The 24,223-nt window shown below is 59.7% G+C and carries 20 protein-coding genes; 7 read left to right on the top strand and 13 right to left on the bottom strand.

From position 1 onward, the window contains the following. The first annotated feature begins 8 nt into the window (after positions 1–8). From creB to ACM6G4_RS07785, 4 genes are all read left to right on the top strand, one after another. A complete protein-coding gene (gene creB / locus ACM6G4_RS07800) occupies positions 9–689 on the top strand; it encodes a two-component system response regulator CreB (protein ID WP_414913419.1) in 681 nt (226 codons plus the stop codon). Beyond that, entirely contained in the window at positions 689–2,107 is a 1,419-nt protein-coding gene (gene creC / locus ACM6G4_RS07795; RefSeq protein WP_409078134.1) for a two-component system sensor histidine kinase CreC, read from the top strand. The genes creB and creC overlap by 1 nt, the downstream gene beginning before the upstream one ends. A gap of 95 nt (positions 2,108–2,202) precedes the next feature. After that, positions 2,203–3,573: a cell envelope integrity protein CreD gene (gene creD, locus ACM6G4_RS07790; RefSeq protein ID WP_414913418.1), complete on the top strand. Its 1,371-nt coding sequence runs from the start codon at positions 2,203–2,205 to the stop codon at positions 3,571–3,573. Then, entirely contained in the window at positions 3,570–3,758 is a 189-nt protein-coding gene (locus tag ACM6G4_RS07785) for a hypothetical protein (RefSeq protein ID WP_414913417.1), read from the top strand. Before creD ends, ACM6G4_RS07785 begins: the two co-directional genes overlap by 4 nt. On the opposite strand, the gene ACM6G4_RS07780 is transcribed toward ACM6G4_RS07785, so the two are convergent. The 9 genes from ACM6G4_RS07780 to ACM6G4_RS07740 all read right to left on the bottom strand — a co-directional run bounded on the left by ACM6G4_RS07780 (position 3,755) and on the right by ACM6G4_RS07740 (position 14,509). Next, positions 3,755–4,384, bottom strand: coding sequence for a glutathione S-transferase family protein (locus ACM6G4_RS07780; RefSeq protein ID WP_414913416.1), 630 nt, complete (start codon positions 4,382–4,384; stop codon positions 3,755–3,757). The two genes, ACM6G4_RS07785 and ACM6G4_RS07780, sit on opposite strands and share 4 nt — an antisense overlap. Before the next feature lie 113 nt (positions 4,385–4,497). Next, entirely contained in the window at positions 4,498–5,796 is a 1,299-nt protein-coding gene (locus ACM6G4_RS07775) for an MFS transporter (RefSeq protein WP_223541354.1), read from the bottom strand. A 276-nt stretch (positions 5,797–6,072) separates the two neighbouring features. Next, positions 6,073–6,252, bottom strand: a complete 180-nt coding sequence (locus ACM6G4_RS07770; protein ID WP_414913415.1) for a hypothetical protein — start codon at positions 6,250–6,252, stop codon at positions 6,073–6,075. Beyond that, complete coding sequence (locus tag ACM6G4_RS07765) at positions 6,249–7,379, bottom strand: PepSY-associated TM helix domain-containing protein (protein ID WP_414913414.1); 1,131 nt, start codon at positions 7,377–7,379, stop codon at positions 6,249–6,251. Before ACM6G4_RS07765 ends, ACM6G4_RS07770 begins: the two co-directional genes overlap by 4 nt. A 72-nt stretch (positions 7,380–7,451) precedes the next feature. Further along, complete coding sequence (locus tag ACM6G4_RS07760) at positions 7,452–9,896, bottom strand: TonB-dependent siderophore receptor (protein ID WP_056726594.1); 2,445 nt, start codon at positions 9,894–9,896, stop codon at positions 7,452–7,454. A 271-nt stretch (positions 9,897–10,167) separates the two neighbouring features. After that, complete coding sequence (locus ACM6G4_RS07755; RefSeq protein WP_414913413.1) at positions 10,168–11,142, bottom strand: FecR family protein; 975 nt, start codon at positions 11,140–11,142, stop codon at positions 10,168–10,170. Continuing rightward, complete coding sequence (locus ACM6G4_RS07750; RefSeq protein WP_008048225.1) at positions 11,139–11,657, bottom strand: RNA polymerase sigma factor; 519 nt, start codon at positions 11,655–11,657, stop codon at positions 11,139–11,141. The genes ACM6G4_RS07755 and ACM6G4_RS07750 overlap by 4 nt, the downstream gene beginning before the upstream one ends. 207 nt (positions 11,658–11,864) lie before the next feature. After that, positions 11,865–12,572 (bottom strand): PolC-type DNA polymerase III, encoded by a 708-nt coding sequence (locus ACM6G4_RS07745; RefSeq protein WP_414913412.1) that lies wholly within the window; start codon positions 12,570–12,572, stop codon positions 11,865–11,867. Continuing rightward, on the bottom strand, positions 12,569–14,509 hold the full coding sequence (locus ACM6G4_RS07740; protein ID WP_414913411.1) for a DUF294 nucleotidyltransferase-like domain-containing protein: 1,941 nt from the start codon (positions 14,507–14,509) through the stop codon (positions 12,569–12,571). The genes ACM6G4_RS07745 and ACM6G4_RS07740 overlap by 4 nt, the downstream gene beginning before the upstream one ends. A gap of 253 nt (positions 14,510–14,762) precedes the next feature. Here ACM6G4_RS07740 and ACM6G4_RS07735 point away from each other — a divergent pair, with 253 nt between their 5' ends. After that, a complete protein-coding gene (locus ACM6G4_RS07735; RefSeq protein ID WP_056726599.1) occupies positions 14,763–15,221 on the top strand; it encodes a response regulator in 459 nt (152 codons plus the stop codon). 364 nt (positions 15,222–15,585) lie between these two features. Next, positions 15,586–16,497: an EamA family transporter gene (locus ACM6G4_RS07730; protein ID WP_414913410.1), complete on the top strand. Its 912-nt coding sequence runs from the start codon at positions 15,586–15,588 to the stop codon at positions 16,495–16,497. 73 nt (positions 16,498–16,570) lie between these two features. Here the strand turns inward: ACM6G4_RS07730 and ACM6G4_RS07725 are convergent, their stop codons facing one another. Next, positions 16,571–18,748 carry a malate synthase G gene (locus ACM6G4_RS07725; RefSeq protein WP_414913409.1) on the bottom strand — a complete coding sequence of 726 codons (2,178 nt, stop codon included), beginning with the start codon at positions 18,746–18,748 and terminating at the stop codon, positions 16,571–16,573. Between the two features lie 568 nt (positions 18,749–19,316). Between ACM6G4_RS07725 and ACM6G4_RS07720 the strand changes: the two genes are divergently transcribed. Then, positions 19,317–19,835 carry a glycine cleavage system protein R gene (locus ACM6G4_RS07720; RefSeq protein WP_056726602.1) on the top strand — a complete coding sequence of 173 codons (519 nt, stop codon included), beginning with the start codon at positions 19,317–19,319 and terminating at the stop codon, positions 19,833–19,835. Positions 19,836–20,050: 215 nt separating this feature from the next. On the opposite strand, the gene rarD is transcribed toward ACM6G4_RS07720, so the two are convergent. The 3 genes from rarD to ACM6G4_RS07705 all read right to left on the bottom strand — a co-directional run bounded on the left by rarD (position 20,051) and on the right by ACM6G4_RS07705 (position 24,195). Next, on the bottom strand, positions 20,051–20,938 hold the full coding sequence (gene rarD, locus ACM6G4_RS07715) for an EamA family transporter RarD (protein ID WP_046039417.1): 888 nt from the start codon (positions 20,936–20,938) through the stop codon (positions 20,051–20,053). A gap of 172 nt (positions 20,939–21,110) precedes the next feature. Beyond that, positions 21,111–22,085 carry a serine/threonine protein kinase gene (locus ACM6G4_RS07710; RefSeq protein WP_414913408.1) on the bottom strand — a complete coding sequence of 325 codons (975 nt, stop codon included), beginning with the start codon at positions 22,083–22,085 and terminating at the stop codon, positions 21,111–21,113. A gap of 208 nt (positions 22,086–22,293) precedes the next feature. Further along, positions 22,294–24,195, bottom strand: a complete 1,902-nt coding sequence (locus ACM6G4_RS07705) for a PhoX family protein (protein WP_414913407.1) — start codon at positions 24,193–24,195, stop codon at positions 22,294–22,296. Positions 24,196–24,223: the final 28 nt, after the last annotated feature.

Genomic DNA, 24,223 nt, shown 5'->3' with positions numbered 1-24,223 from the left:
CGGACGCCATGCCTCATATCCTGATTGTCGAAGACGAAGCGGCCATTGCCGACACCCTGGTTTTCGCCCTGCAAGGCGAGGGCTTCACCACTACATGGCTTAGCCTCGGCGCGGCGGCGCTGGAGCACCAGCGCCAGACTCCGGCGGATCTGATCATTCTCGATATCGGCCTGCCGGACATCAGCGGCTTCGAAACCTGCAAGCAACTGCGGCGCTTCAGCGAAGTGCCGGTGATGTTTCTCAGTGCCCGGGATGGCGAGATCGATCGCGTCGTGGGCCTGGAAATCGGCGCCGACGATTACGTGGTCAAACCGTTCAGCCCTCGGGAAGTAGCGGCGCGGGTCCGGGCGATTCTCAAGCGCATGGCGCCCCGCATAGTGAGCGAACCGTCGACGCCGCTGTTTCGTATCGATAGCGAACGTGTGCAAATCAGTTATCGCGGTCAATTGCTGACCCTGACTCGCCATGAATTCCGTCTGTTGCAATGCCTGCTGGAGCAGCCCGGGCGCGTCTTCAGTCGAGAACAGTTGCTCGATGCCCTGGGCGTGGCCGCCGACGCCGGTTACGAGCGCAGCATCGACAGCCACATCAAGAGCGTGCGCGCCAAGTTGCGACTGGTGAAGGCTGACGCCGAGCCGATCCAGACTCACCGCGGCCTCGGCTATAGCTACAACCCGGGACAAAGCTGATGCCGTTGGGAATCCGGATTTTCCTGGTCTATGCACTGTTCATCGGCTTGACTGGCTACTTTGTGCTCAACACGGTCATGCAAGAGATCCGCCCCGGCGTTCGCCAGTCCACCGAAGAAACCCTGGTCGATACCGCCAACCTGATGGCCGAGATCCTGCGCGACGATTTCAAGGCCGGCAGCCTCAACCAGAACCGCTGGCCGGAACTGCTCAAGGCCTATGGTGAGCGACAGCCCGGAGCGAAAATCTGGGGTTTGCCAAAGAATCAGGTCAATCACCGCATCTACGTCACAGATGCCAAAGGTATCGTCGTGCTGGACTCCAGCGGGGTGGCGGTGGGGCAGGATTACTCGCGCTGGAATGACGTCTACCTGACCCTGCGCGGCGAATACGGCGCTCGCTCCACGCGCAATGACCCGAACGATCCGGGGTCTTCGGTGATGCACGTCGGCGCGCCGATTCGCGACAACGGCCAGATCATCGGCGTGGTCACCGTGGCCAAGCCCAACAGCTCGTTGCAGCCTTATGTGGATCGCACCGAACGCCGGTTGCTGGCGTATGGAGCCGGGCTGATCGGCCTCGGTCTGCTGTTCGGCGCATTGTTGTCCTGGTGGCTGAGCCGTGCCCTGCGAAGATTGACGGCCTACGCCCAAGGCGTCAGTAAAGGCCGGCGGGTTGAAGTGCCGCATTATCGCGGCGGTGAACTCGAGCAGTTGGCCACGGCGGTGGAGCAGATGCGCACGCAGCTTGAAGGCAAGGCCTATGTCGAGCGTTACGTGCACACATTGACCCATGAGCTGAAGAGTCCGCTGGCGGCGATTCGTGGTGCGGCGGAGCTGTTGCAGGGCGAGATGCCTCCGGGACAGCGGCAACGGTTCGTCGGCAACATCGACAGCGAAAGTGCGCGCATGCAGCAGTTGATCGAGCGGCTTTTGAACCTGGCACAGGTCGAGCAGCGCCAAGGGTTGGAGGAGCGGGTGGCGGTGCCATTGGCGGCATTGGTGGATGGCCTGCTGAACGCGCAATCTGCGCAGATCGAAGGTAAACAGTTGCGCGTAGAGCAAACGATTCCATCGGACCTGGTGCTAATCGGCGAGCCATTTCTGCTGCGTCAGGCGTTGGGCAATCTGCTGGACAACGCGCTGGATTTCACCCCTGTTGAAGGCGTGCTGCGATTTACCGCCGAACGGGCAGGCGAGCAGGTCGAGTTCAAGCTTTTCAATCAGGCAGAGCCTATTCCCGACTACGCGCTGCCGCGTTTGAGCGAGCGTTTCTACTCGTTGCCGCGTCCCGACAGTGGGCGCAAAAGTACCGGGCTCGGGCTCAATTTTGTCGAGGAGGTGGTCAAGCTGCATGGCGGCACCCTGAGCATCGGCAATGTCGATGGCGGTGTGCAAGTGACAGTGCACCTGCCATAGGGCCGGGTCCAGTCTCCACAAAGTCTCCACACTCCCTCCATTCATTCCTCACACAGCCAACCCAGACTTTCCCCATCCAAAACAGGGAGAGTCCCATGAACCGTAGCCTGACCCTAAAACTCGGGGCAATTGCCCTGCTGATTCTGTTGTTGCTGGTTCCACTGCTGATGATCAACGGCGTGATTCAGGACCGCCAGCAACTGCGTGACGGTGTGCTCGAAGACATTGCCCGCAGTTCCAGTTACAGCCAGCAATTGAGCGGGCCGCTGATGGTGGTGCCGTATCGCAAGGTGGTGCGTACCTGGAAGACCCGTGAAAAAACCAACGAGCGTTATCAGGAGATCGGCGAAGAGCGCGGTCGACTGTATTTCCTGCCGGAACGCTTCGAACTCGACGGCCAGGTGCAGACTGAGTTGCGCTCCCGGGGGATTTACCAGGCGCGGCTGTTTCATGCCGACAATCGCATCAGTGGGCATTTTTCGCTGCCGGCGCAGCTCGGTATCAAGGAAGACTTTGCCGATTACCGGTTCGACCAGCCGTTTCTCGCCGTTGGCATCAGCGACATCCGTGGTATCGAAAATGCCTTGAAACTCGAACTCGACGGCCAGAGTCTGGACTTCATTCCCGGAAGTCAGGTCGGATGGCTGGGGGAGGGCGTGCATGTGGCGCTACCGACGCTCAACACAGAGAAGGCCACGGAGCTGGATTTCGGTTTTGACCTGCGCCTGCAAGGCACGGGTGTGTTACAGGTTTTACCTGTGGGTAAAACCAGCACAGTCTCGCTGAGCGCCGACTGGCCTCACCCAAGCTTCATCGGCAACTATCTGCCAGCCCAGCGTAAAGTCACCGATCAGGGATTCTCCGCCAACTGGCAGGCGTCATTCTTCTCTACCAATTTGCAGGAGGCCTTGAACAGTTGCGTCACCGGCGGTGACTGCACAGCCTTTAGCGGCCGCAGCTTCGGCGTGAGCTTCATCGACCCGGTGGACCAGTACCTGAAAAGCGATCGGGCGATCAAATATGCGTTGTTGTTCATCGTCCTGACTTTCGCCGGGTTCTTCCTGTTCGAAGTGCTGAAAAGCCTCGCGGTACACCCGGTGCAATATGCATTGGTAGGTGTGGCGCTGGCATTCTTCTACCTGTTGTTGCTGTCGTTGTCCGAGCACATCGGCTTTGCCCTGGCGTACCTGTTGTCAGCCAGCGGTTGTGTGTTGTTGATCGGGTTCTACGTTTGCCACGTGTTGCGCAGCGTGCGACACGGGCTGAGCTTTTCCGCGGGATTGGCGGCGTTGTATGGACTGCTCTACGGGTTGTTGAGCGCAGAGGACTACGCGCTATTGATGGGCTCGTTGCTGCTGTTCGGTTTGTTGGGTGTGTTCATGGTGCTGACCCGCAAGCTGGACTGGTATGGGGTTGGGCAAAAAACGCCAAAACCGTTGGACTTCGATATTGGAGCGGTGCAATGAGCCGGTCGGTGGGGCTGCGCGAGGACCAGCGCTGGAGCGAGGTGCTGGCGACGCGGATTTTGCAGTGGTTGCCGGATGAACCGCGTTGGTATTTTCGCGATCAGGCTCGCTCCCACATGGGACCGCAGTCAAAGGTGGGAGCGAGCCTGCTCGCGAAGGGGGCGACGCAGTCAGCGAAGATCTAAACCTTTGGCATCGTCGCAATCATTGATGGCCGCTGGCTCACCTCGAAATACCACGCTGCAAGTTGAGGGTTCGCTGTGCGCCAGTCCAGATCCGGATGGCGCAGGTCCAGGTAACCCAGTGCACAGGCCACGCTGATCGCGGCCACGTCGAAGTGGCAGGTCAGCTCGGCAATCGCGTCCTTTTCCAGCAATGCCAGGGCGCGACGGATTTTGTCGCGCTGGCCGTCGAGCCATTCGTCCCAGTGTTTTTCCGGGGCGCGCAGGGCGGTTTCGTAGCGCACCAGCACGGCCGCGTCCATGACCCCGTCGGCCAGTGAGGCGAGGGTAAGACGACGCCAACGGGCTGAACCTTCACGGGGGATCAGCGGGTTGCCGACGTGCTGGTGGTCGAGGTAGTCGAGGATGACCCGGCTGTCGTGGATGATGTTGCCGTCGGCCAGGCGCAGGGCCGGGATTTTGCTCAGGGGGTTGTCTTCGATCAGGGTCAGGTCCGGGTTGACCGGTGTGAGTACGCTGGATTGCAACGCCACGCGGTTCTGCTGGCCGGTTTCGTGGAGCAGCACCATGACTTTGCGAACGAAGGGAGAGAGCGGGTTGTGGTACAGGGTCATGCTCGGGGCGGACATGGCTGTGTCTCGATCGGTGGCAGTGTCGGGCAGCATAGCGTGTTGGGGGGATAGCTCAAGATGGCAAACACCTTTGTAGGAGCGAGCAGGCTCGCTCCTACAGGTTTTGTGTTTTAGCTCGCGGGTTGCAGCGTTTGATCAGCGGCAGGCCCCGAAACTATCTTCGGCTTGATCTCACGGGCAACGGTCCAGACGATGAACGCGGCAACGATGTCGAAAATCGCCAGTACCACGAACAGCGGGCTGTAGCCGATCCTGGTCACCATCACGCCAAACACCAGGGTGAACGCAGCTGCGCCCAGGTAGCCGAACATGCCGCCCATGCCGGTGGCGGTGGCCACTTCGTTTTTGCCGAAGGAGTCGGAGGTGATCGCATACAGCGCACCGGACAGGGTCTGGTGCGCGAAGCCGCCGATGCACAACAACGCGATGGCTGTGTACGGGCTGGCCACCAGGCCAATGCACGCAGGGCCGATCATGCACGAGGCGCCGAACAGCAGGACCATTTTGCGCGAGGTGAACAACGACACGTTGCAGTACTTGTGGAAGAACGGGCTCAGGTAACCGCCGAGCACGCAGCCGAGGTCGGCGGCGAGGAACGGCAGCCAGGCGAACATCGCGATCTCTTTGATGTTCATGTGCCGTTCGGTCATCAGGTACAGCGGAATCCATGCGTTGAAGGTCTGCCAGGCTGGCTCGGAGAGCATGCGCGCGCTGGCGATGGCGTAGAAGTTGCGGTTGCCGATGATCTTTTTCCAGCTGCCTTTTTTCGTCGCCGGGTCTTTGAAGTGTGCTTCCTGACCGCTGAGGATGTAGTCGCGCTCTTCGTCGCTCAGGCGCTTCTGGTCCCGTGGGTGCTTGTAGAGAACCATCCACAGGAAGGTCCAGGCCACGCCCAGGCCGCCCACGATCAGGAACGCCAGTTCCCAGCCGCTGTGCAGGATCGCCCAGACCACCAGCGGCGGCGCCAGCACGGCACCAATCGACGAGCCAATGTTGAACCAGCCAATGGCCACCGAGCGTTCTTTGGCCGGGAACCATTCAGTGGAAGTCTTGACCGCCGCCGGCAACCCCGCCGCTTCGGTCAGGCCAAGCAGGCCGCGGACAAAGGCCAGGCCCTGCCAGCCGGTCGCCAGGGCCGCCAGTGCGCAGGCAATCGACCAGGCGAAGGCGAAAATCGCGAAGCCCATTTTGGTGCCGATGGCATCGATGATGTAGCCCGCCACCGGTTGCATCAGCGCATAGCACACCTGCCATGCGACGACGATGTGCGAGTACTGCTCGGTGGAGATGTTCATTTCGCTCATCAGGGTCGGAGCGGCCACTGACAGGGTATTGCGAGCCAGGTAGTTGACCATCAGGCCGGCCGTCACCAGACCGACCATCCACCAGCGGATGCCTTTGACTTTCATCACTTCACCATCATTTTTTTGGATTTATTTTTGGTGCTGCATCTGTTGTAGGTTGTCGTACAACGTGCGTCTTTATAGGAGTGCAAGGGTAAAACTGTCAACAGATATGTCAGAGGATTTGCAGGGGGAGGCGACGGATGGACGAGGGGTGTCGTCGTATGACTGGGCAGGATTTCCCCTGTGGGAGCGGGCTTGCTCGCGAAAGCGGTGGGTCAGCAATATAGAGGCTGGCTGACACTCCGCCTTCGCGAGCAAGCCCGCTCCCACAAAAGGGGATCAGCGGCGTTGCAGGAGGCCGCGCAGGGCAAGAGCGGCGGGGACACCTAGCCCCACCCAACTCAACGAATCCCAAACACCATCCCCGAGCAACGCGGCAAACAACCCCGCCGCGCTGAGCACCGCGATGACGGTCGGAATGGCAAACACTTTCCAGAAGTTCGACTGCCGGGGTTTCATGCCACGCTCTCCGCTTTTTCCAGCACCGGCCTGGCGACCTTGCGCCGAACCACCCACAGGTAGACCCCGCTGCCGAGCACGATGATGGTCAGCACATCGAGGGTCGCCCAGAGTATCTGCATCGGCATGCCGCCGTAGTCACCGAAGTGCAGCGGTTGTGACATGCCCATGACGTCCATGTACCACGGGCGTTCGACCACCGCGGTGACTTGCAGGGTGCTGGCATCGATCAGTACCGGCGTCAGCAGGTGCGAGGTCAGGTGCGTGCTGCCCTTCATGAACACTGCGTAATGATGCTCACTGGAAAAGCGCGTGCCGGGGAAGGCGATGAAGTCCGGTTGCATGCCCGGTGCGGCTTCCCTGGCGATATCGAGCAATCGGTTGGCGGGCGCCAGTTGTGTCAGCGGTGGTGCATCCCGATAGGGCGCGATCATCGCGGTCAGCGTGTCGTTGCGCCATGCGGCAATCAGCAGGTCCGCGCAGGCACTGACGACGCCCGTCACGCCGACCACCAGCGCCCAGGTCAGGGTCACGACGCCGATCAGGTTATGCAGGTCAAGCCAGCGCAGGCGGGTGGATTTGTCCTGGCGCACGGTGGCGAATTTCAAGCGGCGCATGAACGGCAGGTACAGCACCGTACCGGAGACAATCGCTATCACGAACAGAATCCCCATGAACGCCAGCAACAACTTGCCAGGCAGCCCGGCGAACATGTCCACGTGCAGGCGCAGCATGACCATCATGAAACCGCCGTTGGCCGATGGCGTCTCCAGCGCTTCGCCGGTACGGGCGTCGAGCATGAAGGTGTGGGACGAGTTCGGCTCGGTGCCCGCCGTCGCGGCCATGATGGTCAGCACCGCGTTGGGCTCATCGTCCTCGAAGCCGAAATACTGCATGACTTCACCGGGGCGATGCTTCTCGGCGGCCTCCACCAGCTGCTGCAAATTCAGGTGCGGGGTGTCCGCCGGCATTTCCTTCACTTCAGGCGCATCGCCCAGCAAGTGGTCGATCTCGTGGTGAAAGATCAACGGCAGGCCGGTCAGTGCCAGCAGTAACAGGAACACCGTACAAATCAGGCTGGTCCAGGTATGAACAGCGGACCAGCGGCGAATCGTTTTACTTTTCATTTCAAAGCCTTCAGAAAAACCAAAGCCGCCCACGAAGGACGGCCTGGTCATTGGGCGTGTCAGCTCAAAGCGTTACCACTTGTAGGTTGCACTTGCGACGACACTGCGCTGGTCGCCGTAGTAGCAGTAGTAGCTGTCGCAAGTCGAGATGTAGTCCTTGTCGAACAGGTTGGTCGCGTTAACGGCCAGCGAAGCGCCTTTGAGGCTGTTGTCCAGGCGACCGAGGTCGTAGTGAACCACTGCGTCGAACACCGTGTAGGCGTCGGCCTTGCCCAGCCAGGTGTTGGCCTGGTCTCCATAGGTATTGCCGGTATAGCGCGCACCGGCACCGATGCCGAAGCCGTCCAGCACGCCGTTGTGCCAGGTGTAGTCGCCCCACACCGACGCTTGCTGGTTAGGCATCAGTTGCAGGCGATTGCCCTTGTAGATGCCCTCTTGCACTTCGGATTTGGCCAGGGTGTAGGCAGCGGTGACCTTGAGGTTTTCGGTCACGTCGGAAACGGCTTCCAGCTCCAGGCCTTTGACTTTCACTTCGCCGGTCTGGCTGGTGACTGTCACGTTGCCCACGTTGTTGGTGACGGAAACGTTTTTCTGGGTCAGGTCATACACAGCCGCCGTCAGCAGGGTGTTGCTGCCCGGTGGCTGGTACTTGATCCCCAGTTCCCATTGCTTGCCCTCGGTCGGCTTGAACGACTCGGTCGGCGAGGCGACGGCATTGCTGGTCGGCTGGAACGATTCGGCGTAGGACAGGTAGGGTACGAAGCCCGAGTCGAACACGTAGCTGATCGCCGCGTTGCCGCTGAAGTTCTTGTCGCGCTCGGTGTTGGTGGCATCGCCCTTGTTGAAGAACGTGGTTCCGGTGTGGACCCAGTCTTCACGACCGCCGAGGGTCAGGCGCCATTGGCCGAGGGCCATCTGGTCCTGGATGTACAGGCCGGTCTGCTGGGTCTTTTGTTCGTAGTCGTAGAACGCCGTGGAGCGTGGCGGACGGGTTATCGGCAAACCATAGATCGGGTCGTTGACGTTGATGCCCGGCGCGGTGCCGAAGATCGAGAGGTAGTTGGTGGTGTTGCGCTGGTGATCCAGGCCGATCAGCAAGGTGTGACTGACGTCGCCGGTGACGAAGTCGCCCTGGAGGTTGTTGTCCACGGCGAACTGTGCGATGTCTTCGTCGACATTGGTGGTGCCGCGGCCGGTGTTGCCTTGATCGTCAACGACAAACCCGAGATCGGCAAAGTCGGGGTTGTAGCTATTGACGGTCACGGCCTGGAACGACAGCTCCGACTTGGTGTAGCGCAGGTTCTGCCGGAACTGCCAGACATCGTTCAGGCGGTGTTCGAAGGCATAACCCAGCGCGTAGTAGGTGCGGTCGTAGTAGTCGTAGTCCGGGTCACCCAGGTTCTTGTGGTGGGAGATATCGCCGAACGGCATGTCGATCTTGGTGCCCTGGATCGGATAGAACTGACTGGTGATACCGGTATCGTCACGGGTGAACTGCGTGAGCAGGGTGAACCTGGTGTCTTCGTCGATGTTCCAGGTCAGGCTGGGCGCGATGTTGTAGCGCTTGTCATCGATGTGGTCGATGGGCGTGCCGCCGTCGCGCAGCACGCCGCTGAGGCTGTACAGGAACTGGCCTTCTTCATCGATTTTGCCAGTGCTGGCGAAGTTGATCTGGCGATGATTGTCGCTGCCGTATTGCAGCTGGATCTCGCTGCTGGCTTCAGCGCTTGGGCGACGGCTGACCATGTCCAGCAGGCCGCCCGGCGGGGTCTGTCCGTACACCGAGGAAGCCGGACCGCGCAGCAGCGCCAGTCGGTCGAGGTTCCAGGTTTCCTGTTTCGGGTTGGAGTACACACCTTTTGGCAGTGGCAGGCCGTCGAGGAATTGAGTCGGCTCGAACCCCCGCACGCGCAACCAGTCGGCGCGGGTGTCGCTGCCGAAGCTGCTGGAGGTGATGCCCGGCAAGTAGCGCACGGCATCGTCGAGGGTGTGCGCGTTGCGGTCGTCCATCTGCTCTCGAGTGACGACCGAAATCGAACGCGGCGCCTCGACCAGCGCGGTGTCGGTCTTGGTGCCGGCGGCGGTGCGCTTGGCCAGGTAGCCCTGTACCGGGCCCCAGGCGCTTTCAGTGTCTTGCACGCCGATCACGCTGGTGGCCGGCAGGTCCATCACCCCTTCTGGCACGGCCACCAGGGTATAGGTGCCCGCACTGCTCTGCTCCAGTTGCAGGCCGGTGCCACGCAGGGCTTCGCGCAGGGCGTCGGGTGCGTCGAACTGGCCTTTGACCGGCGCCGAGGTCTTGCCCGCCGCCAGGGATGGATTCAATGACAGGGCCAGACCGGCCTGGCTGGCAATCTGGTTCAGGGTGTTGACCAGTGGCGCGGCCGGCAGGTTGTAGGCGCGGACGCTGGACGTCTGTTCAGCGGCGACCAGTTGGCTGCTGGCCAACGGGGTACAAAGGGCAATGGCGACCGCCAGCAAACTGCGGCGCAACAGGGAGTCTAGCGAACGAGGCATACAGCGGCTCCTGAATGGAAACATTTCTCAATTGCCTGTGTGCCGAACGAAAATAAAAAAGTGATAGGGCTGGATGAAAATAATTTCGATTCAGCTATCCAGTTGCGGCCAAAGTACTTTCGGGATGCGCTTCTGTGGCGAGGGAGCTTGCTCCCGTTCGGCTGCGAAGCAATCGTAAAGTCAGCAAGTGCGTTTTAACTGGAAAGTACAGGGGGCCGCTTCGCGACCCAGCGGGAGCAAGCTCCCTCGCCACAGGGGGCTGTGTGGCGGTTCAGGGCTTGGTATCAGCCTTGGCCACGACCTTCACCCACCATTGCGTGTGCTGTTCGATCTGCACCGGCAGGGTCGGCAACAGGGCGTTGAGTGCCAGGTCGGTGTCGCGTAGCGGGAAGCTGCCGGTGATGCGCAGGTCGGCCACTTCAGGGGCGACCCCGACGTAACCGTTTCGATAGCGGCCGATTTCATGCACCAAATCTTCCAGCCGCGTGTTGTCCACCACCAGCATGCCGCGGGCCCAGGCATCCGCGCCGAGGTTGACGGCCAGAATCGGGCCCAGGCCGTTGTTGCGGATCAGCACCTGCTGGCCTTCGTGCAGAATCTGTTCGTCCGGGGTGGATTCAGGGTGAACCGCCACCGCCGACTGCAATACGCTCAGGCGCGTTCCGTCCTCCTCACGCTTGACCAGAAACCGCGTTCCCAGCGCACGCATGCTGCCTTCACGGGTTTCGACGATGAACGGCCGGGGATCGCCATGGCCGGTTTCGACCAGGATTTCGCCTTCCTGAAGCACAACGCGCCGCTGTTTTTCATCGAAACGCACATCCAGTGCGCTGTGGGTGTTGAGATTGATCAGCGTGCCGTCAGCCAGACGCAGGGTGCGCTGCTCGCCAACGGCGGTGCGCTGGTCGGCCAGCCAATAGTCGATCGGCAGGTAACGATCCCCGGCGAACAGGGCCAGGCCGATCATGGCAACGATACTGGCGAAACCGTTGCCAAGCTTGCGCACTCGCCGGCGGATGCCTTCGCGCGATTGCAGCAAGGCCGTGCGGGCCGGGCCGCTGGCCACGCTGAAACGCTGGTCGAGCATACCCAACTGGCGCCAGGCGCGGGCGTGCTCTTCGTGGGACGCGTGCCACTTGGCGAACTCTTCACGTTCTATCGGGTTGGCGCAGTCCATGGACAACTGCCAGGCAATCGCCGCGTCCAGCACGTTGGCCGATACCGGTTTGGAACCGAGCGGATTCATGTCGGCTCACCATACAGCGCGATGTAGCACTGGCGAATGCCTTGAGCCAGGTACTGGCGCACCCGCGGCACCGATACACCGAGGCGCTCGGCGATTTCTGCATGGCCGAGGCCGTCGAGACGGTTGTAGAGGAACGCCGCCCGGGCCTTGCTGGAAAGCTTGCCGAGCAGGCGGTCGATGTTTTTCAGGTCTTCGAGGATCATTTGCTGTTCTTCCACCGACGGTTGTTCGGCTTCGGGAATCAGCATCAGCTCGGTGAGGTAGGCCTGTTCCAGCGCGGCACGGCGGAAATAATCGAACAGCAGGCCCTTGGCGATCGCCACCAGGAACGCCCGGGGCTCGCGCGGTACCTTCAGCTCTTCACGGCCCAGCAAACGCACGAAAGTGTCCTGGCTCAGGTCTTCGGCCCGCTGCGGGCAGGCGACGTTGCGTCGAAGCCAGGCCAATAGCCAACCGCGATGGTCGCGATATAACGCACCGACGAGCTCACTTTGGGGGCTTGGGACTGACGACACGCCGCATCACCGATTGGGAAGTATTAACTAACGAGAACTGTTCGCGATTGTGGCAGAGGCGAGGGAGGTAAGCAATTGGCGTTGGTCGGGTGGTTAGTGCTGGCGCAAAACCCCGTAGGAGCTGCCGAAGGCTGCGATCTTTTGATCTTGAAGAATCAAAATCAAAAGATCGCAGCCTTCGGCAGCTCCTACAGTGACAAATTGCTATTAGAAGGACGGCGCCTGCTGCCGGCGTTTCCACTGATTCAAGCGCTGTTGCAGGTTCAACGGGCTGTGAATCTGCTGCTGTCGCGCACGGCTGAACAGGATCATCATCAGTTCGGCGGTGGCCAGGGCGTCGGCGCTGGCGTGGTGGCGCTCGAAGACTTCGAGCTTGAACCAGTCGATCCAGTCGTCCAGCCCGGCCTCGCGAATGTGCGCCTGGGGACATAGCAGCGGCGCAATATCCGCCACATCCAGAAACGGATGCTGCAATTTGAAACCCAGGTGATCTTTCAATGCACGGCCGAGCATGTGCTGGTCAAACGGCGCGTGGAAGGCCAGTACCGGACTGTCCCCGATGTACTCCATCAGGTCGAGCAGTGCTTCTGCCGGTTCGCTGCCCGCCGCAATGGCGCTGGGGCCAATGCCATGTATCAGCACGCTGGGGCCGAGTTTCACTTGCGGATATTGCAGGGTGCGTTCGAACATTTGGCGAAAGTCGATGGCCCCGTCCTCGATCACCACCGCGCCGATGGACACCACGTGGTCCTTGTTCAGGTTCAAGCCGGTGGTTTCCAGATCGAGCACCACCCAGCGCTGTTCGCGCAGGCTGGACTCAGTCAGGTCGGCCGCCGTAGGTAATTGCTCCAGCCGATGTTGCAGGTCGGCGGGCAGGGTGAGGCTCGGCGGGCGCAGCCACGAAAACAGGCTCATAACTGATACCGCAAGGCCAGGCTGCTTTGCAGGCGTTGTGCCTGGCGCAGGGACTCACGCAGGATGCGTCGGTCCAGATGATTGAGGCTGTCGGGATCGACCCGATTCGAGTAAGGAAAATTCTCCCGGGTCTGTAGTTGGTGTTGCTGCATGCGGGTTTGCTGGATGAAGTGATAGGCCTCTTCGTACGCGGCGCCGTCCAGGGGATCGATGATCTCCTTGTCGACCAACTGGCGAAAGCGCTCCAGCGTGTTGTTCGCTTCGATACCGTGGACCAGGGCCAGCAACCGGGCGCCGTCGACAAAGGGTGCCAGGCCCTGGATCTTCAGGTCCAGGGTGGCCTTCTCGCCATTTTTGCGCGCCAGCACGAAGTCGCGGAAACGCCCTACGGGCGGTCGATTGCGCAGCGCATTCTCGGCCATCATGCGCTGGAACAAGCGGTTGTCGCCGACCTGGTCGAGAATGCCCCGGCGCAACTGCTCACAGCCTTGCTCGCTGCCCCAGACCACGCGCAAATCGAAATAAATGCTCGAACCCAGCAGGTTTTCCGGGGTTGCCTCGCGGATAAACGCCGCAAAGCGCCGTGCCCATTCGGCGCGGGACAGGCACAGTTCGGGGTTACTGGCCATGATATTGCCCTTGCACAAGGTGAAGCCGCACAGCGCCAGGCTCTGGTTGATCTGCTGGGCAATGGGCAACAGCTTGCCGCGAATCTCGGCGGCTTGTGCCGCGTCGCTGGCTTCGAACAGAATGCCGTTGTCCTGATCGGTGTGCAGGGTCTGCTCGCGACGGCCTTCGCTGCCGAAACACAGCCAGCTGAACGGCACACCGGGGTCGCCTCTTTCGGCGAGGGTCAGTTCGATCACCCTGCACACGGTGTGGTCGTTGAGCAAGGTGATGATGTGGGTGATCTGCGTCGAAGACGCGCCGTGGGCCAGCATGCGCTCGACCAGTTGACCGATTTCGCCCCGCAGCGCCACCAGGTTTTCCACTTTCTGGGCATTGCGGATAGTGCGCGCCAGGTGCACCAGGTCGACCCGTTGCAGGGAAAACAGGTCGCGCTCGGAAACCACGCCGCACAAGCGCTGGTCCTTGACCAGGCAGACATGGGCGATGTGACGCTCGGTCATGGCAATCGCCGCGTCGAATGCACTGTGATCCGGCGACAGGAAGAACGGCGCCCGGGTCATGTGCCCTTCGATGGCTTCGTTGAAATCACTGCTGCCGTTGGCTACGGTCTGACGCAGGTCGCGCAGGGTGAAAATCCCCAGTGGCGCCTTGTGTTCGTCGACCACCACGATGCTGCCGACCTGTTGTTCGTGCATCAACGTCACGGCTTCGCGCAATGGTGTCCGCGGGGTGCATGTCACCGGGTGGCGCATAGCCAACTCGCCCAGACGGGTATTGAGCGAATACTGGGTGCCGAGGGTTTCCACGGCTTTTTGCTGCACTTGTTGGTTGACCTGATCCAGCAGACTGCTGACGCAGCGCAGGGCGAAGTTGCGGAAAGTGTCCGATAGCGAAAACAGGCGGATGAACGCCGGCTTGTTCAGTTGCAGGCAGAAGGTGTCTTCGCCGGCCAGGTGCTCGGTGCGGGTCGCCCGTTCACCCAGCAACGCCGCGAGGGGGAAACACTCGCCGGTGGTGATCTCGAAGACCGTTTCGGTGCCACCTTTTGCCGTATGCGGACGCTCGCCCACGACCCGGCCTTGCTTGACGATATAGAAGTGCTCGACCGGCCCGTCGGCGGGTTTGATGATGCTCTCGCCCGGGGCATAAAAACGCAGTTGACATTGCTCGACCAGATACGCCAGGTGAGCGTGTTCCATCTGGTTGAAGGGCGGGAAGCGCTGAAGGAATTGCAACGTGCCCTGGATGTTCTGCAACACCGCGGTTTTCCCTGCCTGTGTGAAGGCGTCCGCTTTACTCATAACCATTACCGCAGTCTTTTTTGAATTGTTGTGGTCGGGTGACATGGACATGGTCGACCCCTACGGTCGGGGTGCCCATTGGACGTAAGTCTAGGTAGGCGGTTAGCGCCCTGAAATGTCGGAAGAAGCCTACGCAAGTGTGCGAAAAACCTCTCTGCTCCCCTATTGGAAAATTATCTGCCGGAGTGCACATTGGTGGTCAGCTTAGCGATGTCTCTTAACTGTGCTAGGGAATTGAATTGAACATGTAGAGAACGCCATGTCCGACCACGATATTTTGAGCGACGCCGAGCGCGAAGCGCTAAGTGCCGTCATGCTGGAGCCTGACCTGCCGCTGCAACGAGTGCTGATCGTCGACGACGATAAAGACGCCCGGGAACTGCTGTCAGAGATCCTCGCGTTGGAGGGCATCAACTGCATAACGGCGGCCAGCGGAGAAGCGGCACTCAAGATGCTGGTGACCGAGGCTGAGATCAAAAAAACCTCGATCGGTTTAATGATCACCGACTTGCGAATGGGCCACATTGACGGTCTGGAACTGATTCGTCAGGTACGCGAATCGGTAAGGGCGGCATTGCCGATCATCATTGTCTCGGGTGACGCCGACGTGAAGGATGCGATCGCCGCGATGCATATGAGCGTGGTGGATTTTTTGCTCAAGCCGATTGATGCCAGCCATCTGGTGACACTGGTAAAACGCGAGCTGGGCATTAAGTAACTCAAGCCTGTAATTATTAATTACAGGCTTGAGTTGTTTTGTTGGTTTTTACTTGTAATTGAATTTATCTAACTTGCCCGCGAAAAAGCTACTCACAAATAGCTTGTTTTTTCTTCCTGTGTTTCAGTTATCGTTCAGTTCTTGAGGGCTAATGCAGGCATTTATTTGATGTCGCGCTTGGTTCAATAAAATCTGTCGTAGCACTATCCAGGTTGCCAGTTTGACTCTTAAATGTTAGCGGCTTGAGTATGCCGATGGCAGTCGTGTATTCAGGCTTCGGCTAATTCCTGTGGATAAAACTCCGGTAAAGGTCAGGTCATTACTCTTCCTGGATTGTGTGGCTGTGTATCACAATGAGGACGATATGATAAAGAAAATGGAGTTTCGCGATCTTGTACTTGTTATCGGTGTGACAGTGATGTGGGGTAGCAATTTTACGGTAATTGGTATCAGTCTTGACGGTATCGATCCCTTCATATTGACAGCATTGCGTTTTACTTTCTGTGCATTACCGTTGGTGTTTTTCCTCCCCAAACCCAAGGGTATCAGTACATTTGTAACTATCGTCTACGGTTTGTTGTTTGGTATCGGAATGTGCTGGCTGATGAACTATGGCATGTTTCTTGGCGTCAGTGCCGGCGTGACATCTTTGCTCTTGCAATTCAGTGCTTTTTTCACAGTCATCTGGGGAGTACTTCTGTTTGGCGAGAAAATGACGGTAATACAGGTGGCTGGCATTCTCATGGCGTTGGTTGGACTGATGTTTATTATTCATGTAACGGACGGCGATGCCGAAAGCTTTGGACTTTTTCTGGTATTGCTCGGCGCATTGTTCTGGAGTCTTTGCAATGTGTTGGTCAAGAGAAGCAAAGTTGTTGATATATTTTCCTTTGTCGTTTGGTCGAGTCTGTATGCAACACCTCCTCTATATCTGATGACTTACTGGGTCAAAGGCGCAGCCCCTTTCCAGTCGTTGCTAACGGACATGACCGCTCCGGTGTTGGCATCTGTCCTGTTTCAGGCCTATGTGGCGACGGTATTCGGGTATTGGGTGTGGAACCGAATGATTGAGAAGTATCCGGCGAGCCAGGTTGCACCATTGTCAGTGATTGTTCCGATATCGGGCATCTTGACCTCGTGGCATGTACTCGACGAACCCATTGGTGGCGAAAAGCTGTTTGCTCTCGTAATCACGGTCCTCGGAATTGCCTTGTTCATGAATGCGTCGAGAATAGGCCATTGCATCGCTGCAAACGCGTTGCGTTACAGGAGGTAGCCCTGCATTTGCTGGAAGTTGAAACAAAAATCCCCCGGTTTTTCAACCGGGGGATTGCTGTGAAGACAGCTGGTTACAACCCGTTCTTCGCCTTGAACTCGCGACGACGACGGTGCAGGACCGGCTCGGTGTAGCCGTTCGGCTGCTTCGTGCCTTCGACCACCAGTTCAACCGCCGCCTGAAAGGCAATGTTGCTGTCGAAGTTCGGGGCCAGCGGGCGGTACAGCGCGTCGCCGGCGTTCTGACGGTCAACCACCGGCGCCATGCGCTTGAGGCTTTCCATGACCTGGTCTTCGGTGACGATGCCATGGCGCAGCCAGTTGGCGATGTGCTGGCTGGAAATACGCAGCGTGGCACGGTCTTCCATCAGGCCGACGTCGTTGATGTCCGGCACTTTCGAACAGCCGACGCCCTGGTCGATCCAGCGCACTACGTAACCGAGAATGCCCTGGGAGTTGTTGTCCAGTTCGTTCTTGATCTGTTCGGCGGTCCACTGCGGGTTCACCGCCAGCGGGATGGTCAGGATGTCGTCCACCGAAGCGTGGGCACGCTTGGCCAGTTCGGCCTGACGGGCGAACACGTCAACTTTGTGGTAGTGCAGCGCGTGCAGCGCAGCAGCGGTCGGCGATGGTACCCAGGCGGTGTTGGCACCGGCCATCGGGTGAGCGATTTTCTGTTCGAGCATCGCCGCCATCAGGTCAGGCATGGCCCACATGCCTTTACCGATCTGTGCGCGACCTTGCAGGCCGGTGCTCAGACCGATATCGACGTTGGAGTTCTCGTAGGCACCGATCCATTTTTCCGCCTTCATGTCCGCCTTGCGCACCATCGGGCCGGCTTCCATGGAGGTGTGGATTTCGTCGCCGGTGCGGTCGAGGAAACCGGTGTTGATGAACACCACACGCTCGCTCGCCGCCTTGATGCAGGCCTTGAGGTTGATCGTGGTACGACGCTCCTCGTCCATGATCCCGACTTTGAGGGTGTTGCGCGGCAGGCCCAGCACGTCTTCGATGCGACCGAACAGCTCGTTGGTGAACGCCGCTTCTTCCGGGCCGTGCATCTTCGGCTTGACGATGTAGATCGAGCCGGTGCGGGTGTTTTTGCGCGAAGTGTTGCCGTTCAGGTTGTGCATCGATGCCAGGCAAGTCACTAAGCCATCGAGAATGCCTTCCGGCACTTCGTTACCGTCTTTGTCTAGGATCGCATCGATGGTCATCAGGTGACCGACGTTGCGCACGAACAGCAACGAACGACCGTGCAGGCTCAGTTCACTGCCATCGACAGCGGTGTAGGTGCGGTCGGCGTTCATGGTACGGGTAAAGGTCTGACCGCCCTTGGCGACGTTTTCCGACAGATCGCCCTTCATCAGGCCGAGCCAGTTGCGGTAGATCACCACTTTGTCATCGGCGTCGACGGCGGCAACCGAGTCTTCGCAGTCCATGATGGTGGTCAGCGCGGCTTCCATCAGGATGTCTTTGACGCCGGCCGCGTCGGTCTGGCCGACCGGGGTGCTGGCGTCGACCTGGATTTCGAAATGCAGGCCGTTGTTTTTCAGCAGGATCGCGGTCGGTGCAGAGGCATTGCCCTGGAAACCGATCAGTTGTGCGTCGTTGCGCAGGCCGGTGTTGCTGCCGCCTTTAAGGGCGACCACCAGTTTGCCGTCAACGATCTTGTAGCCGGTGGAATCGACGTGGGAGCCAGCCGCCAATGGCGCCGCTTCGTCGAGGAAGGCACGGGCGAAGGCGATGACCTTGTCGCCGCGAACTTTGTTGTAGCCTTTGCCTTTTTCCGCGCCGTCAGCTTCGCTGATGGCGTCGGTGCCGTAGAGCGCGTCATACAGCGAACCCCAACGGGCGTTCGAGGCATTGAGGGCGAAACGGGCATTCATCACCGGCACCACGAGCTGCGGGCCGGCCATGCGGGCGATTTCTTCGTCGACGTTTTGCGTCGTTGCCTGGAAATCGGCCGCTTCTGGCAGCAGATAACCGATCTCTTGCAGGAAGGCTTTATAGGCCACGGCGTCATGCGCTTGACCGGCACGGGATTGGTGCCAACCATCGATGCGAGCCTGGAAATCATCGCGTTTGGCGAGTAGGGCTTTGTTCTTCGGCGCCAGGTCATGAATGACCTTGTCGGCACCGGCCCAGAACTGATCGGCGGTGAGGCCGGTTCCGGGAATGGCTTCGTTGTTCACGAAGTCGAACAGGACTTTGGCGACCTGCAGGCCACCGACTTGAACGTGTTCAGTCATTGCTTGCCTCACTCTGCTCAGCTATTTCGCTTTTCAGCTCTTCAATTTAACAATGAAGCCTTTGGCCATTTAAACCACAAACCCCTCTACCAGTACATGCCCATGACAGGCGGCTGGGTTGGGACCAATCAACGGCTTGGGGCCTTGCTGACAGGGCTTTCAGGGTTGCGAACGTGCCTGCGGCAGACATCGATCCAACGTTATGTAGTGCTCGCTGCGGCATACTACATGATGAATTGCGGTTGTGAAAATTAGACTAATTACGTCGTTCTGCGACCCCATGACGCATTGCGGTCACGTCGGGGAGCGTGATGTTCTCAAAAAACCATTGGATTGTTCCAGCTAAATATCAAAAGTTGTACACGATTTGTTGGGTCGGTCAGATCGTCGGTGCCTTCATTCGCGAGCAAGCCCGCTCCCACAAGGACAGCGCATGACCCTGTGGGAGCGGGCTTGCCCGCGAAGAGGCCAGTCGATACACCTTTGATTTCGGATCTGCCCAGGCACCATCCAACCCTTGCCTATACTTGGTTCTCTATAACAAAAGTCATGACAAGAGGGCTGTGCCATGGACCACCTCGTACTCACTGTTTTTGCTCCGGACAAACCCGGGCAAGTCGAGCGCATTGCCCAATGCATTGCCGAGCACGGCGGCAACTGGCTGGAAAGCCGCATGTCGCGTATGGCGGGACAATTCGCCGGGATTCTTCGGGTGGGGGTGCCGGCCGAGGCCTACGACGAACTGGTCGATGCCTTGCAGAGCTTGTCCGCTCATGGCATTCGCGTATTGATCGCAGAAAGCGGTATCGAACAATCCTGCACCTGGAAACCGATTGCCATGGAACTGGTGGGCAATGATCGCCCGGGGATCGTGCGTGACATCACGCGCTTGCTGAGCGAGCAGGGGGTGAATCTGGAACGGCTGGTCACCGAAGTGCGTCCGGCACCAATGAGCAGCGAGCCGCTGTTCCATGCCGAAGCGATTCTCGCGGTCCCGCTGACGCTGTCGCTGGACGTACTGCAATCGCGCTTGGAAACCCTGGCTGACGACCTGATGGTCGAGTTGGTGCTGCGCAGTGAACCCTGATCAGGTTATCCAAGTTAAACGTGCACCGGCCTGTGGATAACCTGTAGAGACACCTCGCCAGGCCACGCCGACCGGGGGTTTTCAGGTTCTGATCAAAAAACCAGCAGTTTCAGATACTTGCGCACAAACGGCGGGGATCACGCTGTGGATAACCTTGGGAAGGAATGATGCAGGCCACGGAAGACGTGGCCTGCAGGCTTTTGTGCGTTTTTTGATCAGCTGCGGCGGCGCAAACTTATCCACGCATCGATGCTGTAAACCGCCAGGCCGGCCCAGATAAACATGAACGCTACCAAGGTGCTGGACGACAGGTGTTCGCCAAACAGCAGGACTGCTTGCAGCAGCACCAGTGTCGGGGCCAGATACTGGAGAAAGCCCAGTGTCGTGTAGGGCAAATGCCTTGCAGCAGCGTTGAAACAGACCAGCGGCACCAGCGTGATCGGGCCGGCGGCGACCAGCCACCAAGCCTGGGACGTGGTCCAGAATTCGGCCTGGGCGCTGCTGGCCGTCGGATTGAGCAGCAACCAGCCAAGTGCAATCGGCACTAGCATCCAGGTTTCCACCACCAGCCCCGGCAGCGCCTTGACGGGCGCCTGCTTGCGAATCAGGCCATAGAAACCGAAGGTCAGTGCCAGCACCAGCGACACCCATGGCAGGCTGCCGACTTGCCAGACCTGTTGCGCCACACCGACAGCCGCCAGACCGACGGCAATCCATTGCATGCGCCGCAGCCGTTCGCCAAGAATCAGCATGCCCAGCAACACGTTCACCAAGGGGTTGATGTAGTAACCCAGGCTGGCCTCCAGCATGCGTCCGTTGTTCACCGACCAGACGTAGGTCAGCCAGTTGGCTGCGATCAGCGCACCGCTCAGGGCCAGGATCGCCAGCCGCCGCGGGTTTTCTCGCAGTTCGCGCCACCAGCCGGGATGCTTCCAGACCATCAGCAACAAGGCGCCGAACAGCGCCGACCACAGTACCCGGTGAATGATGATTTCCACGGCGGGCACACTGGCGATGGCTTTGAAGTAGAGGGGGAAAAGTCCCCAGATGATGTAGGCACTCAGGCCTAGAATGTACCCGCGACGCGGGTTGGCGGCTTGCATGCAGAATCCTTGCTTAGGCAGCTAACAAAGAGGGGATTGTAAGGTGGTTGTATAGATGTGTCGTGTCAGAAAAAAGATCGCAGCCTTCGGCAGCTCCTACAGAGAAAACATATTCGCCCTGTAGGAGCTGCCGAAGGCTCGGGCCGCGTTCGGACGATCTTTTGATTTTCGATTAAAACAGCTTCAACGGCTCTTCGTTGAGCGCCGCCAATTGCTCGCGCAACGCCAACACCTGATCCCCCCAATACCGTTCGGTACCGAACCAAGGGAAACTGCGGGGGAAGGCCGGGTCTTCCCAGCGGCGGGCGAGCCAGGCGCTGTAGTGCATCAGGCGCAAGGCGCGCAGCGGTTCGATCAAGGCCAGTTCACGGGGGTTGAAGTCGTGGAACTCGTTGTAGCCGTCCATCAGTTCCGACAACTGGCTCAGGCAATCCTGACGGTCGCCGGCGAGCATCATCCAGATGTCCTGCACCGCCGGGCCCATGCGGCAGTCGTCAAGGTCGACGATATGGAACATCTCGTCGCGGCACATCATGTTGCCGGGGTGGCAGTCACCGTGCATGCGGATGTTCTGGTGCGACGTGTTGCTGTAGGCATCTTCCACACGCTTGAGCAGATCGCGGGCCACCGATTCGTAGGCCGGTAGCAGGCTGCGGGGGATGAAGTTGCCATCGAGCAACGTGGCCAGCGAGTCATGGCCGAAGTTCTTTACCGCCAGCGCTTCACGGTGCTCGAACGGCCGAGTCGAGCCGACCGCATGCAGGCGTCCGAGCAACTGGCCCAGGCGATACAACTGGTCGAGGTTGCCCGGTTCCGGTGCGCGGCCGCCACGGCGGGGGAACAGGGTGAAGCGGAATCCTTTGTGTTCGTGCAGGGTTTCACCGTTGTGGATCAACGGCGCCACGACTGGCACCTCGCAGTCGGCGAGTTCGGCGGTGAACTGGTGCTCTTCCAGAATCGCTTCGTTGCTCCAGCGTTGCGGCCGGTAGAACTTGGCGATCAGCGGCTCGGCGTCTTCGATACCGACCTGATAGACGCGGTTCTCGTAGCTGTTGAGGGCCAGGATGCGCGCGTCGCTGAGAAAGCCGATGCTTTCAACGGCATCGAGCACGAGGTCTGGGGTGAGGGTTTCAAACGGGTGGGCCATGCTGACTCCTGCGCGCAGCAGGCTGCTGCGTCCGGCCAGGCATGGTAGCGCAGACGGCGCGGTTTTAGTGGTTGGACTGAGATGTGTGGTGTCTGGGCTGACGCCATCGCGAGCAAGCTCGCTCCCACAGGAGATCTCTGGTGTGCCGCCGATCGCATGCACACCGACAATCCAAAGTGGGAGCGAGCTTGCCCGCGAAGAGGCCCTGTCAGGCGCCGACGATCCCGCCATCTTCCCGCGAAATCGCCATCACCGAAGAGCGCGGCTTGCCGTTGGGCAGGTGCTCGGGGAAAGTCGAGCCGCCGTTTTCACCCGGATGCTGAATCCCGACAAACAGGGTTTTCTGATCCGGCGAGAAGCTGATCCCTGTCACTTCACAACCTACCGGGCCAACCATGAAGCGGCGAATCTCGCCGGTTACCGGGTCGGCACAGAGCATCTGGTTGTTGCCCATGCCGGCAAAGTCTCCGGCGTTGCTCGAATCGCCATCGGTGAGAATCCACAAGCGTCCGGCCTTGTCGAAGCCCAGACCGTCCGGGCTGTTGAACATGTTCTGTGGCGTGATGTTCGACGATCCGCCTTTGGGTGTGCCGGCGTGAACCCCCGGATTACCGGCGACGACGAAAAGGTCCCAGGCAAAGGTTTTCGAGCCGTGATCGTCACGCTCGGTGCGCCAGCGCAGGATCTGCCCGTAGACGTTCTTCTCGCGCGGGTTCGGCCCGCCCACCGGTTGCCCGTCTTCGCCGCGTTTGGCGTTGTTGGTCAGCGTGCAGTAAACCTGGCCATCCTTGGGGCTGACCACGATCCATTCCGGGCGGTCCATGCGGGTGGCTTTCACCACACTGGCAGCCAGGCGGGCGTGGATCAGCACTTCGGCCTGATCGGCAAAGCCGCTGCTGGCATCGATGCCGTTTTTGCCATGGGTCAGTTCGATCCATTCGCCCTGGCCTTTCGGGTGATCGACGTTGCCGTCGCCGGCATCGAAACGCGCTACGTACAGGGTGCCGTGGTCGAGGATGTCGCGGTTGGCCTTGGGGTTCTTGTGGTCGATCTTGTCGCGGCTGACGAATTTGTAGATGAACTCACCGCGCTCATCGTCGCCCATGTACACCACGGCATGACCGTCGGCGGTTTCGGCCAGGGCGGCGTTTTCGTGTTTGAAGCGGCCCAGGGCCGTGCGTTTGACCGGCGTCGACTTCGGATCGAACGGATCGATCTCCACCACCCAGCCGTGACGGTTCAGCTCGTTGGGGTTCTTGGCCATGTCGAAGCGCTCGTCGTACTGGTGCCAGTTGATCTCTTTGCTGGTGGCCACCACGCCGTAGCGTTTTTGCGCCGGGTCGAATTTCTGCTCGGCGTTGCTGCTTCCGAAGCAGTCGGTGAAGTTCTCTTCACAGGTCAGATAGGTGCCCCACGGTGTCTTGCCGTTGGCGCAGTTCTGGAAGGTGCCCAGGACATTCTTGCCCTGTGGATCGGCGCTGGTTTTGAGCAGGGCATGTCCGGCGGCCGGGCCGCTCAGGGTGATGGGTGCGTTGCCGTGAATGCGGCGGTTGTAGCGCGAGCCCTGGACGAAATGCCATTGGCCGTTCTTGCGCTGCACTTCAATCACCGACACACCTTCACAGGCCAGCGCCTTGCGCACTTCTTCGGCCGATTGCGGCATGCCGCCGTGGGTGTAGAGGTAACGGTAGTTGGTGTATTCGTTGTTGATCGCCATCAGCGCCCGGTCTTTTTCGCCCGGAAATTCGAACAGGCTCATGCCGTCGTTGTTGTCGCCGAACTGGACTTCCTGATGTTCGGCGCTGCCGTTGCCGCTCGGGTCGAACGCCGGACCGTCCTTGTGCAGAGGCTGGCCCCAGCTGATCAGTACCGAGGACTTGTAGCCAGGTGGCAGGGTGATGGAGTCGCTGGTGGCGGCGGCAATGCTGTCGAAGCCCAACAACTGGCTGTTACCGGCGCTGACACTGGCGGCCATCACGCTGCGGCTCAGCAGATTGCCGCCGAGGAACATCGCAGCGCCGCACAGGGCACCTGCGCTGATGAAGCCGCGACGGCTGAGGCCGACCATGTTTTCGAGGTCGGTGGACTGGTTTTCTTCTAATAGGCTCATTTCAGGCTCCCTGCGGATTTTGCAGACA

The organism is Pseudomonas sp. IT-P258 (genome assembly GCF_949767825.1).
Taxonomy (GTDB): domain Bacteria; phylum Pseudomonadota; class Gammaproteobacteria; order Pseudomonadales; family Pseudomonadaceae; genus Aquipseudomonas; species Aquipseudomonas monachiensis.
Note: the sequence above shows the minus strand (reverse complement) of the source record. Positions and strands in the feature narration are given on the sequence as shown.

Coding starts and splice junctions, on each gene's coding strand:
- creC (WP_409078134.1), top strand. CDS start 689: ATGCCGTTGGGAATCCGGATTTTCCTGGTCTATGCACTGTTCATCGGC.
- creD (WP_414913418.1), top strand. CDS start 2,203: ATGAACCGTAGCCTGACCCTAAAACTCGGGGCAATTGCCCTGCTGATT.
- creB (WP_414913419.1), top strand. CDS start 9: ATGCCTCATATCCTGATTGTCGAAGACGAAGCGGCCATTGCCGACACC.
- ACM6G4_RS07765 (WP_414913414.1), bottom strand. CDS start 7,379: ATGAAAAGTAAAACGATTCGCCGCTGGTCCGCTGTTCATACCTGGACC.
- ACM6G4_RS07785 (WP_414913417.1), top strand. CDS start 3,570: ATGAGCCGGTCGGTGGGGCTGCGCGAGGACCAGCGCTGGAGCGAGGTG.
- ACM6G4_RS07710 (WP_414913408.1), bottom strand. CDS start 22,085: ATGGCCCACCCGTTTGAAACCCTCACCCCAGACCTCGTGCTCGATGCC.
- ACM6G4_RS07705 (WP_414913407.1), bottom strand. CDS start 24,195: ATGAGCCTATTAGAAGAAAACCAGTCCACCGACCTCGAAAACATGGTC.
- ACM6G4_RS07755 (WP_414913413.1), bottom strand. CDS start 11,142: ATGAATCCGCTCGGTTCCAAACCGGTATCGGCCAACGTGCTGGACGCG.
- ACM6G4_RS07730 (WP_414913410.1), top strand. CDS start 15,586: ATGATAAAGAAAATGGAGTTTCGCGATCTTGTACTTGTTATCGGTGTG.
- ACM6G4_RS07740 (WP_414913411.1), bottom strand. CDS start 14,509: ATGGTTATGAGTAAAGCGGACGCCTTCACACAGGCAGGGAAAACCGCG.
- ACM6G4_RS07770 (WP_414913415.1), bottom strand. CDS start 6,252: ATGAAACCCCGGCAGTCGAACTTCTGGAAAGTGTTTGCCATTCCGACC.
- ACM6G4_RS07735 (WP_056726599.1), top strand. CDS start 14,763: ATGTCCGACCACGATATTTTGAGCGACGCCGAGCGCGAAGCGCTAAGT.
- ACM6G4_RS07775 (WP_223541354.1), bottom strand. CDS start 5,796: ATGAAAGTCAAAGGCATCCGCTGGTGGATGGTCGGTCTGGTGACGGCC.
- ACM6G4_RS07745 (WP_414913412.1), bottom strand. CDS start 12,572: ATGAGCCTGTTTTCGTGGCTGCGCCCGCCGAGCCTCACCCTGCCCGCC.
- ACM6G4_RS07720 (WP_056726602.1), top strand. CDS start 19,317: ATGGACCACCTCGTACTCACTGTTTTTGCTCCGGACAAACCCGGGCAA.
- rarD (WP_046039417.1), bottom strand. CDS start 20,938: ATGCAAGCCGCCAACCCGCGTCGCGGGTACATTCTAGGCCTGAGTGCC.
- ACM6G4_RS07725 (WP_414913409.1), bottom strand. CDS start 18,748: ATGACTGAACACGTTCAAGTCGGTGGCCTGCAGGTCGCCAAAGTCCTG.
- ACM6G4_RS07780 (WP_414913416.1), bottom strand. CDS start 4,384: ATGTCCGCCCCGAGCATGACCCTGTACCACAACCCGCTCTCTCCCTTC.
- ACM6G4_RS07760 (WP_056726594.1), bottom strand. CDS start 9,896: ATGCCTCGTTCGCTAGACTCCCTGTTGCGCCGCAGTTTGCTGGCGGTC.